Annotated in this window: 9 protein-coding genes and 1 pseudogene; 9 read left to right on the top strand and 1 reads right to left on the bottom strand. The window is 58.9% G+C overall.

Translation table 11 applies throughout. The features are described 5' to 3' along the window. Positions 1-12 precede the first annotated feature (12 nt). From ACYCVF_RS30780 to purU, 6 genes and pseudogenes are all read left to right on the top strand, one after another. Positions 13-663, top strand: a pseudogene (locus ACYCVF_RS30780) (CoA transferase); the annotation flags it as partial. 357 nt (positions 664-1,020) lie between these two features. Continuing rightward, positions 1,021-2,271, top strand: a complete 1,251-nt coding sequence (locus ACYCVF_RS30785; RefSeq protein ID WP_459606846.1) for a sarcosine oxidase subunit beta family protein — start codon at positions 1,021-1,023, stop codon at positions 2,269-2,271. Between the two features lie 15 nt (positions 2,272-2,286). Beyond that, the gene (locus ACYCVF_RS30790; protein WP_459606847.1) at positions 2,287-2,562 is read left to right on the top strand and encodes a sarcosine oxidase subunit delta; all 276 of its coding nucleotides are present in this window, start codon (positions 2,287-2,289) and stop codon (positions 2,560-2,562) included. Then, on the top strand, positions 2,559-5,540 hold the full coding sequence (locus ACYCVF_RS30795; RefSeq protein WP_459606848.1) for a sarcosine oxidase subunit alpha family protein: 2,982 nt from the start codon (positions 2,559-2,561) through the stop codon (positions 5,538-5,540). The genes ACYCVF_RS30790 and ACYCVF_RS30795 overlap by 4 nt, the downstream gene beginning before the upstream one ends. Further along, entirely contained in the window at positions 5,533-6,153 is a 621-nt protein-coding gene (locus ACYCVF_RS30800) for a sarcosine oxidase subunit gamma (RefSeq protein ID WP_459606849.1), read from the top strand. The genes ACYCVF_RS30795 and ACYCVF_RS30800 overlap by 8 nt, the downstream gene beginning before the upstream one ends. Positions 6,154-6,229: 76 nt before the next feature. Next, positions 6,230-7,093 carry a formyltetrahydrofolate deformylase gene (purU, locus tag ACYCVF_RS30805; protein ID WP_459606850.1) on the top strand — a complete coding sequence of 288 codons (864 nt, stop codon included), beginning with the start codon at positions 6,230-6,232 and terminating at the stop codon, positions 7,091-7,093. Positions 7,094-7,122: 29 nt separating this feature from the next. Here purU and ACYCVF_RS30810 read toward each other — a convergent pair whose 3' ends face one another. After that, positions 7,123-7,845 carry a GntR family transcriptional regulator gene (locus ACYCVF_RS30810; protein ID WP_459606851.1) on the bottom strand — a complete coding sequence of 241 codons (723 nt, stop codon included), beginning with the start codon at positions 7,843-7,845 and terminating at the stop codon, positions 7,123-7,125. A 290-nt stretch (positions 7,846-8,135) separates the two neighbouring features. Here ACYCVF_RS30810 and dapA point away from each other — a divergent pair, with 290 nt between their 5' ends. From dapA to ACYCVF_RS30825, 3 genes are all read left to right on the top strand, one after another. After that, the gene (dapA, locus tag ACYCVF_RS30815) at positions 8,136-9,083 is read left to right on the top strand and encodes a 4-hydroxy-tetrahydrodipicolinate synthase (protein WP_459606852.1); all 948 of its coding nucleotides are present in this window, start codon (positions 8,136-8,138) and stop codon (positions 9,081-9,083) included. Between the two features lie 18 nt (positions 9,084-9,101). Then, positions 9,102-10,184, top strand: coding sequence for an ABC transporter substrate-binding protein (locus ACYCVF_RS30820; protein ID WP_459606853.1), 1,083 nt, complete (start codon positions 9,102-9,104; stop codon positions 10,182-10,184). Between the two features lie 253 nt (positions 10,185-10,437). Next, the gene (locus ACYCVF_RS30825; RefSeq protein ID WP_459606854.1) at positions 10,438-11,868 is read left to right on the top strand and encodes an FAD-binding oxidoreductase; all 1,431 of its coding nucleotides are present in this window, start codon (positions 10,438-10,440) and stop codon (positions 11,866-11,868) included. The last annotated feature ends 32 nt before the right edge of the window (positions 11,869-11,900 follow it).

An 11,900-nucleotide genomic window follows, 5' to 3' on the forward strand; every position in this document is an offset into this window, starting at 1 on the left:
ACCTGCGGTCCGCGAATCCGCAAGGATTTCGTGCCTGACGTGACTGCGACCGTTCTCGCACGCATGGAGGTGGCGGGCGCCTACAGTTTCGGCGGGCTCCACATGGGCGAGTTCGCGATGGGCGGGAGTGGGCACAACAGGGAATTCGGCGACTGTCGCAATCCGTGGGCGGAAAACTCACGGCTGATTTATGCTGCGGCAACTGGCTACGGTCAGGATGGTCCTTGGGCTGGACGACCCGCTTACGATAAAATTATCCAACCGGCCTCAGGGCTTGCGTCTTCGATCGGAACGGACGACCGGCCACAATTTATACCCAGCCTGATCGGTGATAAGCTCTGCGGACTGGTTCTGGCGTCCGCAATCTCAGCTGCGCTCTATCCGACAATCACGCGAATCCCGCTGAACTTGTCAGGGTCGATAAAGAGAGAATGGGTCTGCCGATGGCGTCTGCGGTTCGGTCAAGATGACATCGTGCGCGCTCACTCATCGCGCCTTTCCCTTGGCCTAGATGCGCGTGGGGGCAAGGGTCTACCCCCCCCCCGCTCGGTGGCGCGGCTTCAGTTTCTTCGAGCATGGCAAGCAGATTGCCTTGCTCAAGGCGGACATCACCGTGCACGCTTCCGGCCCCGTTCGCAATATTCACTGACGCGGCCCCCGTGATCGGCCGGTGCAGGGCCGTGCCAGAGTCTTCCTAACACAATGTCGTAGGTTTAGCGCCTCCCTGAACGGCGGTTGCCGCGGCTGTCCTCACTTGCCGCGATCCTGGGCCATCCTTTGTTCATTATTGAGCACCAACAGACGAGCTTCCGACGAATACCAGCGGAAACTGAGATTCGAGAGCTACAACATTGCAAATTCGGAAGCGAGCAGGAAGCCGGTATGAGCGATGGGCTTGCTAGGGCTGTCGTTTCCAGACAGTCGGAGGTCGCTAGCGATCATGCCGGAGAAGCTGTGCCGTTCAATGTGGCGCTAGACAAGCGGGACTTTCACGGTTGCTGCTACCATTTGGGCCCACCGATGCGCTATTCCATTTTCTCTCTGATTGCCCAAGCCGTGAAGGGGCATACTGGTTGGCAGCCCGCTTGGCGCGATGCTGCACCCAAACCCGCGTACGACGTCCTGATCATCGGGGGCGGCGGTCACGGTCTGGCCACAGCTCACTATCTTGCGAGCCGATACGGCATCAACAACGTCGCAGTGATCGAGAAGGGCTATATTGGTTCCGGTAACGTCGGCCGCAATACGACGATCATTCGCTCGAACTATCTCCTACCTGGAAACACCCCCTTCTACGAGTTGTCGATGAAGCTCTGGGAGGGCCTCGAGCAGGACCTGAACTACAACGCGATGGTCAGCCAGCGTGGGGTGCTCAACCTCTTTCATTCAGATCCGCAGCGTGACGCCTTCGCGCGTCGGGGCAACGCGATGTGCCTCGCTGGCGTCGATGCCGAACTCCTCGACCTTGATCGGGTGCGTACCATGCTGCCCTTCCTTGACTATGAGTCAGGTCGATTTCCCATTCAGGGCGGGTTGTTGCAGCGGCGGGGCGGCACTGCTCGCCATGACGCAGTTGCCTGGGGTTATGCGCGCGCAGCTGACAGTCGCGGTGTCGACATCGTCCAGAATTGTGAGGTGACCAGATTAGCCATCGCGGATGGCCACATCACCGGCGTTGAGACCACGCGTGGTCCAATCAAAGCCAAGAAGGTTGCGCTCGCGGTCGCCGGTAACTCGTCGCGTCTCGCCGCAATGGCCGGGATGCGGCTGCCGATCGAAAGTCATGTGCTGCAAGCATTCGTTTCTGAAGGGCTTAAGCCTCTGATCGATTGCGTCGTGACTTTTGGCGCAGGTCATTTGTACATCAGCCAGTCAGACAAGGGTGGCCTCGTCTTCGGTGGCGACCTCGATGGGTACAATTCCTATGCTCAACGCGGGAATCTCCCGGTAGTCGAGGATGTCATGGAGGCGGCGATGGGATTGTGGCCCAGCCTGGGCCGGGTGCGAATGCTGCGACACTGGGGTGGCATCATGGACATGTCGATGGATGGCTCGCCGATCATCGATCACACGCCGATTCAAGGACTCTATCTCAATGCCGGTTGGTGCTACGGGGGGTTCAAGGCGACGCCAGCCTCAGGCTTCTGCTTTGCACATTTGATAGCCAAGGACGAGCCGCATCCTATCGCGGCTGCCTACCGACTCAATCGCTTCGCCGCCGGTCGCCTGATTGACGAAAAGGGCGTAGGCGCCCAACCGAACCTGCACTGATAGCCCGCTGACCAAATGCGCATTCCATGTCCTCATTGCGGCCCACGCGACGTTCAGGAATTTGCCTATCTGGGCGATGCAAGCCGGCGTCGCCCCGATGGCCTCGCTGCGACTGAAACTGCGATGTTCGAATACGTTTATCTACGCGACAATCGGCGCGGTTTTCATGACGAGTTCTGGTATCATAGCGCCGGCTGCCACGCTTGGCTTGTTGTGCGCCGTGATACGTTGACCCACAGGATCGAGACGGTGCTACCGGCAAAGAATAGAATGGCCGGAGCAACAGCATGAGTACGCAACCCTTTCGTCTCGCCAGCGGAGGTCTAATCGATCGCGCCCGGACGCTCTCCTTCCGCTTCGACGGCAAGACCTACGAGGGGCACGCCGGCGACACGTTGGCCTCGGCACTGCTTGCCAATGGCGTGCGGCTCGTTGGTCGCTCTTTCAAATATCATCGACCTCGCGGCGTCCTCTCGGCTGGCTCTGAAGAGCCCAACGCGCTGGTCGAGCTGCGCGACGGCGCGCGCCGTGAACCAAACACGCGAGCGACCGCCGTCGAGCTGTTCGATGGGCTTGATGCAGCGAGCCAAAACCGCTGGCCGTCGCTCGCTTTCGATTTGCTGTCCGTGAATGGTCTCGCTGCGCCCATGTTGGTCGGCGGCTTTTACTACAAGACGTTTATGTGGCCTGCGGCATTTTGGGAAAAGCTCTATGAGCCGCTGATCCGCCGCGCCGCGGGCCTAGGACGCGCCGCGGCCGTCGAGGATCCCGACCACTATGAAAAAGCCTTTGCCTTCTGCGATGTCCTCGTGATCGGTGGCGGGCCAGCGGGCTTATCCGCAGCTCTCACAGCGGGCCGTAGCGGTGCGCGCGTCATTCTCTGTGATGATGATTTTCGGCTCGGCGGGCGTCTGCTCGCGCAGAGGCGCGAGATAAACGGAAATCCCGCCGCCGATTGGCTGGCCGATACCTCGGCCGAGCTCGCGAGTCTTTCCGAAGTCCGCATCATGCCGAGAACCAGCGTTTTCGGGCTCTACGACCACGGCATTTTTGGTGCGGTTGAACGTGTCAACGACCACCTGATCGTGCCACAAACACATCAGCCGCGCCAACGGAGCTGGCGAATCTACGCCAAACGCGCGATCCTCGCCTCTGGCGCGCTTGAGCGTCCGATCGTGTTCCCGGACAACGACCGCCCGGGCGTCATGCTCGCCGGTGCCGTAAGCGCATACGTTAACCGTTTTGGTGTCCTGCCCGGTCAGGAGGTGGCCGTCTTTACGGCCGGCGATAGCGGCTGGGCCACGGTCCGCGATCTCGTCGCGGCCGGCGGACGCGTGGCGGCGATCGTCGATTCTCGCAGCGAGATCCGTCCTGAGTTCAGAGCGCTCGCCCAGCGTATCGGCGCACCGCTGTTCGCCGGAGGCGCTGTACAGGCGACTCATGGCAGGCATCATCTGCGTGGCATAACCGTCCTTGATTGCTTCGGCAAACGCGCCGTCCTGGCCTGCGACCTCCTTGCGGTCTCAAACGGGTGGAACCCGACACTTCACCTCGCCTCCCACCAGAACGGCAGACCAGTTTGGGACGAGGCGATCCAAGCCTTCGCGCCTGGTGCTGTGCCTGAGGGACTCACTATCGCTGGCGGCGCTGCCGGCCATTTCACGCTTGCTGAGGCATTGGAAGATGGGGCGCGCCTCGGCCGCAATGCGGCGATCGAGGTTGGTTTCGCGCCGGCCGCGTCGGAGCCAGCGCCCGCGACTGATGCCGAGACGACCGGAATTAAGCCGATTTGGCGCGTGAACGGCAGAGGCAAAGCTTTCGTCGACTTGCAGAATGACGTTACCGTCAAGGATGTCGAGATTGCCGCCCGCGAAGGCTTCCGGTCGGTTGAACACCTCAAGCGCTACACCACGCTCGGCATGGCGACCGATCAGGGTAAGACCTCAAATCTTGCTGGGCTCGCCATCCTTGCTGAGCAAGCGGGCAGGGCGATTTTCGAGACCGGTACTACCATTTTTCGTCCGCCCTACACGCCGGTCGCCATCGGCGCGCTCGCGGGGCATCACCGGGGCAAGGATTTCCGCCCCGTACGTCTAGCGCCGACCCATAATTGGTCCCGCGAGCAGGGCGCGGTCTTCGTCGCCGTGGGCCAATGGTCGCGGGCGCAATACTACCCAAAAACTGGTGAGAAAGATTGGCTGACCACGGTCAATCGTGAGGTCATTGCCGTACGCACCAGCGTGGGCGTTTGCGATGTCTCGACCCTCGGTAAAATCGACATTCAGGGTGTAGACGCAGCCGAATTCCTCGAGCGCGTCTACATCAACGGCTGGAAGGCGCTACCTATTGGCAAAGCCCGGTACGGACTGATGCTGCGCGAGGACGGCTTTGTCATGGACGACGGCACGACGTCCCGGCTTGGCGAAAATCGCTTCCTAATGACCACGACGACCGCCAATGCAGGCAAGGTGATGCAGCATCTCGAATTCTGCCATCAAGTGCTTTGGCCGGAGCTCGACGTGCGGATGGTCTCGGTCTCCGAACAATGGGCGCAGGTCGCGATCGCAGGGCCGAAATCGCGAGATGTTCTGCGTGCTGTAGTTGACTCAGAGCACGATATTTCAAACCAGAGTTTCCCTTACCTTGCGGCGGGCGAACTTACAGTTGGGGGAGGGATTCCAGCGCGGCTGTTTAGGATTTCCTTTTCGGGCGAGCTGGCCTACGAGCTCGCGATCCCGGCCGATTATGGCGAGGCGATGATGCGCGCGCTTATGTCGGCGGGTGAACCTTACAATATCACTCCTTACGGAACTGAAGCACTCGGCGTTCTGCGTATCGAGAAGGGACATGTCGCCGGCAACGAGATCAATGGCCAGACAACGGCCCGCGATCTCGGCCTCGGTAGGATGATGTCATCCAAGAAGGATTTCGTTGGACGATTGATGGCCAAACGAGAAGCGCTGATTGAAGCCGATCGCCCGAGCTTTGTCGGATTTAGGCCAGTCAATTTCGAACAGCGCCTTCGGGCTGGTGCGCATCTCATAGGGATCGGTCGCGCGGTGAACACGGCGAACGACGAAGGCTACATCACGTCCGTAGCCTACTCACCCAACCTTAAGCACTGGATCGGTCTGGGTCTTCTTAAGGACGGGCCAAGCCGGATCGGCGAGCGCATCCGTGCCGCCGACCCTCTCCGTGGCTGCGAGGTCGAAGTGGAGGTTTGCTCTCCCGTCTTCCTCGATCCAGAAGGTGCCCGTCTGCATGGCTGAACAACCTACATCCGTTTGGCGTCCCTGTGGCGCCTGGGCTGGTGTCGCCAAAGCTGGCCAGTTCGGAGACCTTGGCAAGGCCGGTGTCACTACATTCATTTTGGACAATATGGGCTTTGCGACGCTAATCGCGAAAGCCAAATCGGCTGACCTGGACCGCGCTACCCAGCGCTTGCTCGGTCTCGATCTGCCGGGAGCAGGATCGGCAGTGCTGTCGAGCACTCATGGGGTGGTCTGGTCAGGACCGGATCAGTGGCTACTCCTTGCGCGACAACGAGCCGCCTTCTCAGATCTTCTCGCATTGTTTTCGGATCATGCTGCTGTCAGCGACCAGAGTCACGCTCGGGCGGCGCTACGCGTGTCAGGGGAGAAAGCGAGGAATGTTCTCGAGAAGGGAGCGATGGTGGATCTTCACCCTGCCGCCTTTCCGATCGGCGCGACCGCGTTAACGAGCTTCGCGCATGTCGGCGTGCAATTGTGGCGAGGCGAGGATGGGCCGAACGGCGCTGTCTTCGAAATCCTAGTGCCGCGCAGCATGGCGAGCAGCTTCTGGTCCTGGTTTACCGCTTCTGCAGCGGAGTTCGGCTGTCGCGTCATGGCTGGTCGAGCTTAACCGTATGCGTTGCGCTCCCTTCACCTGCTATTTTTCAAACGCAGCTTAAGAGGGCCGCCATCTGGCGGTGACTGATATGTCTGATCGTTCCATGATTCTGGTTCTTTCTTGTCCCGATCGTCCCGGTATTGTCTCCGCGGTTTCGAATCTTCTGTTCGAAGCTGGTTGCAACATTCTCGACGCTCAGCAGTTTGACGACACCGAAACCGATCGCTTCTTTATGCGCGTTGTGTTCGATCGCCTCGAGCAGGCGAAATCACAAGCTGAAGTCGCTGCTTCGATCGAGGACCTCGCCAAGCGCCTCGCCATGACATTCACTCTGCGGGTGGTTTCCGCAAAAAAGCGCGTAATGTTGTTGGTCTCAAAGTTCGACCATTGTCTGGCTGATTTGCTCTATCGCTGGCGTATCGGCGAATTGCCAATGGAGGTGACGGCGATCGTATCCAACCACGCACGGGATCACCTGGCCAGCACCGATCTTTGCGACCTGCCGTTCTACCATTTGCCCGTAACCAAGCAGACCAAGATGGAGCAAGAGGCGCGAATTTGGGAGCTCGTGCAGGAGACCAATACGGATCTCGTTGTTCTAGCGCGCTACATGCAAATCCTGTCAGACGGCTTTTCAGCCAAGCTGTCGGGGCGTTGCATCAACATTCACCACTCTTTTCTGCCTGGCTTTAAGGGCGCCAAACCATACCACCAGGCCCATGAGCGAGGTGTCAAATTGATCGGTGCGACAGCGCATTACGTGACCTCCGATCTCGATGAGGGACCCATCATTGAGCAGGATGTCGAAAGAATCTCCCATCGCGATACGCCGGACGATCTTGTTCGCAAAGGCCGCGACATTGAGCGGCGCGTACTCGCTCGCGCTGTGCGCCATCACTTGGAGGATCGCGTGGTTCTGAATGGCAAGAAAGCCGTCGTCTTTACCGGCTGAGTATGCTCCGATCGCAAGGTGGATTTGCTTTAGAGATCGGCGAGATCCACGATGCTCAAAGTGTTGGGCGGACCGAGCAATTGGCGAGCTACCCGATCCCTGAAGAGGTCGGAATGCCGCCAGGCAATCTGGTCCGCCTCGTCTGGGTTGCGCTGTTCGATCGCGGTGAAAAGATCACGATGGTCAGCCACGATCTGTGAAATATGCGCCTCGAACTGGTCGGTCGTATTGTCCCCAACTTCGAAGCATTGACGAGAGAGTCGCATCGCTTCGAGCTGGAGGTCCGAATAGGTCCGGTCCAGGAAGGCAGAATCGGCGGCGTGCGCAATCTCTCGATGGAAACGATAATTGGCTTCGTTCATGATCGCATCGTTTCCTGCCTGGATGCTCTTCTCAAACGTGAACATCTCCTTATGGATCTTCTCGAGCTGCGCAGGAGTCCGCCGAATGGCAGCCAAGCGATGCAATGCTCGAGACAGGAGGCGATTTGCTTCGAAAAATGGCCGAAGCTGGCCGACTTCGAATGATGAGACGCGAATTTGCCGACCATCGCGCCGCAGTAACCCTTCCGAGACCAACCGGATGACAGCTTCTCGCACCGGCGTGCGGGAGACACCGAGTTCGCTGACGATCCGGGCTTCATCAAAAATCGAACCGGGGATCAGCTCTAGGGACAGAATCCGCTGACGCAGATCCTCATAGACGCGGTCACCGTCACGGACCGCAGCATCTGCCCCAATCACCGGACCCATCGACACCTCCTGTCACTCGAATACTCGCCGAAATATCGAACCCATCCTCGGTTGACAATGTGTCCAATTTGGATATTTAATGTATCCAAATATTCGACGGGGCGTCGGTTGGAGGGCCGGCCTCAGGCGGGAGCTTATGCTCCAGCTGCAAAGCGGTCCTCCACATTTGATCGCCAATGTTCCCGGCTTGAGAAGACGTCCGGCGGCATTCGTCGCCGTGGCGACCAAAGCCGCAGGCATTTGAACGCCCCTCGAAGGCGGTTTGCGGAAAGCGCGATGGAGACCAAAGCATGAAGCCAGCGGCGAGGGCGTATCAGGGAATCGTCACGGCAACCCCAACGCCCTTGGACGAGCGAGGGGATGTAGACACCGCATCGGTGAAAAAGCTTGCCGAGCATCTCGTTTCGAACGGCGCCGCTGGAATTGCTCCCGTTGGGGGGACCGGCGAGTATGTGTCGCTCGCTCCCAAGCAGCGACGCCAGATGGTCGATGCGACGCTGGAGGCAGTCGGCGGACGGGTGCCGGTCATTCCGGGAGTGCTGTCGCCGGGATTTGGCGAGTCGGTGGCGACTTGCCGCGAGTTTGCTTCGGCCGGAGCTGACGCGCTGCTTGTCGTAACGCCTTACTATGCGCGCCCCTCGCAGGAGGGGATCGTCGACTATTTCAAGAAGCTTTCGGATGTCGTCGACGCCGACCTAATGCTCTACGAAATCCCATATCGGACGGGAGTATCGCTCAATCCCGAAACGGTTGACGTTCTGGCGCGTCAGACGCGCATCATTGCCATGAAGGCTTGCAATCAGGACCTATCGGCTCAGTTGCGCGCTGTAGAGCTGGCAGGGGCCGAGATCTCGATCCTCACAGGCGAAGAGAATGTGTTCCCGATTCACATCGCCATGGGAGCGCGTGGAGGTTTGTTAGCTACGTCATGCCTATTCCCGCGAATTTGGAACGAGCTATATCGGCTTGCTTCCGCGGGACAGCTTTCGCAAGCGAGGGCGCTGCATGCGGAGATTATGCCCACGATCAACTTGCTGTATCGAGAGCACAACCCGGGGCCACTTAAAGCGGCACTGGCCATGTCCGGTTTCCCCTCAGGCGAGGTGCTGGCGCCGCTCCTCCAGGTCAGTGATGAAACTCGACAGCTGTTGGTGAAAGCGCTGCCGGTCACTTTCGAGCGGGAAAAAGGATTGGCGACTCTAGACTTTAGGGAAACCAGCTTTTCATCCAAAACGTAATCGCGAGAAGGAGGGGGCATGTCTGGACTCAAGAACGGCCGAAGTGGAATCCATCTGTCGCGCCGTCGCTTGCTCGCCGGTATGGGCGGAGGCGCTGCACTCAGCCTAACCACTCCGTTCGTGCTCCGGCACGGCAGAGCAGAGGCCGCTTCTAAGAATCTGGTTTTCGTGACCTGGGGCGGCACCTACCGCAAGTCAATTGAAGAAGGGCTCGTCAAGCCTTTCGTGACTGAGACGGGCATCAACGTCACAGTGCTCGACACGCCGGACCTTGCCAAGGTCAAGGCTCAAATCATAAGCGGCAATGTCGAATGGGACGTGTTTGATGCGCCTGGAGCGTTGGGCACTTCGGGTTCGAAGGCAGGATATTGGGAGCCACTGAATTCGTCGCTGTTCGATACCTCCGACTTATCACTACCAGCGACGAAGGACCTCGTTCCCTTTTTGACTTTTGCAGGTGGAATCGCGTACGACCCGAAGCGCTATCCCGAGGGTAAGTATCCCAAAAACTTCGCTGAATATTTCGACGCAAAAGCCTTTCCGGGGCGTCGAACCTTTCGGGATCGTCCGAGCGAAACGCTTGAAGCTGCGCTCTTGGCCGATGGCGTGCCTCCTTCCAAAATCTATCCACTCGACGTCGATCGAGCCTTCAAGGCTCTCGATCGGATCAAGCCGAGTGTAGCCAAGTGGGTCGAAGCCACGCCACAGACAGTTACTCTGCTGCAGACGAACGAGGTCGACTTCAGCTATACTTACGCTTCGCGCGTGCGGACGGCTGCTGAAGCGGGCGCCAGCGTGGCCTTCTCTTCGGCCCAAACCCTGAATGGGCTGGAATATCTAGCGGTGTTGAAGAACTCGCCCAATAAGGACAATGCTCTAAAATTCGTCTCTTACGCTCTTCAGCCCGCGCGGCAGGCGGCAGTCATGGACCTGCTCGGTCTTATGCCGAACAGCAGGAAGGCGTATTCAATGCTCTCGCCCGAGACCCGCAAATGGTTGCCCGACATGACGTCCGACCAGAACGTCGTAATGGACGAGTGGTGGTGGTCGGAAAATTTCGAAAAGCTGAGCCGCCGCTTCAAGGAATGGATGCTCGGATGATGAACTAAGAAATCGCAATCGTATGTCAGTTTGAGCGGCGTGAAGAACCATGAGCGGTGATAGCCTACGTATCGCTTGCGACGAATGGTCGTTCGCGATCGCGGCGCTGCAGTTACCAGTCAATTGCTTCACCGGCTTGACCGGTCGAGGACGCTCGTCCGCGGCTCGCAAAAAGCTCCTGTCGAGCAGCGCGCGACCGGCCCCGTCTGACTTGGGATAGGGTCGACAATATCATTCTGATTGGTTGAGGGTCATGTCTGAGACATTTCTAAACGCCCTGCGCGTGATGACGGATTCGCTGCTCGTTGAGGAGCCGACGGCGATGGAGCCGCATCTGATTGATTGGCGCAAGCGTCATGCGGGCTCCGCATTGGCCGTTGCGTTGCCGGAGTCAACCGGGGCCGTTTCCGAGATCATCAAGCTTTGCGCCAATCACAGCGTGCCAATCTATCCGCAGGGCGGAAATACCAGCGTCTGTGGCGGATCTGTTCCGGATATGCGGAGCGGTGGGCTCGTCGTCAACTTGCGTCGAATGAATAAGATCCTGTCCCTCGATCCTCAAGACAATTCGATGACCGTTCAGGCCGGCTGCGTACTGGCCAACGTACAGGACGCCGCTCGGGCGGCGGACCGGCTCTTTCCGATGAGCCTGGGGGCCGAAGGCTCTTGCCAAATCGGCGGCAATATCGCGACAAATGCCGGAGGAACCGCCGTCCTCCGCTACGGAAACATGCGTGATCTCGTTCTGGGTATTGAGGCGGTGCTCCCGGATGGAACGATTTGGAATGGCCTGCGTACCCTGCGCAAGAACAACAGCGGCTATGATCTGAAGCACCTCTTCGTCGGCTCGGAGGGAACGCTAGGGATCGTCACGGGCGCTGCGCTCAAATTGTTTCCGCTGCCCCGACACACCGTTACCGCCCTCGTGGCGGTTGCATCTATCGAAGAAGCGGCGCGGTTATCCGCTGATGTTCAGACGCTATTCCCAGGTACGGTTTCCGCCGTCGAATTGATATCCGCCAGTGAATTTGAGCTGGTCATCACTCACATTCCAGGACCGGCCCGCCCCTTGTCCAATCAAGCGCCTTGGTATGTGCTGATAGAGCTGGCCGGGGCGGAAGGGCAGGACGTGGTTTCAGATCGACTGACTTCCCTCTTGGAAGCGTCGATGAACGCTGGGTCGCTAGCCGACGCGACCATTGCCACTAGCGACCGGCAGCGGCAGCAGCTCTGGCACATCCGCCATCATGTAACCGAAGCAAACGTCAAGGCAGGCATGGGACTCACACACGATATTGCGGTACCGCCTGCGAAAATTCCTCAATTCGTTCGCCGCGCTGAAGCCGCATTGGCATCGGCATTCCCGAAGGCGATTCCGGTCGTGGTTGGACATCTGGGAGACGGCAACCTACACTACATCGCTATGTTCAGCCATTCCGATTGGTCCGCCACAGCCGACAAATCCGGATGCGCGGCTGCAGTCGGCCACGTTCTTTACGATATCGCCTTTGAGCTTGGCGGTACTTTCAGCGCTGAGCACGGCATTGGTTCAATCCATTTGGAGGAAATGACGCGCTACAAGCCCGCCGTGGAGATCGCGCTGATGCAGAAAATAAAATCTCTGTTTGATCCAACTGCCATTATGAATCCCGGCAGGGTCCTTCCAGATGAGAGTGCTGGCTAAACTGCCGGGGTATCAAGAAATTCCATCTTTGA

It is taken from the genome of Bradyrhizobium cedriense (assembly GCF_054602315.1).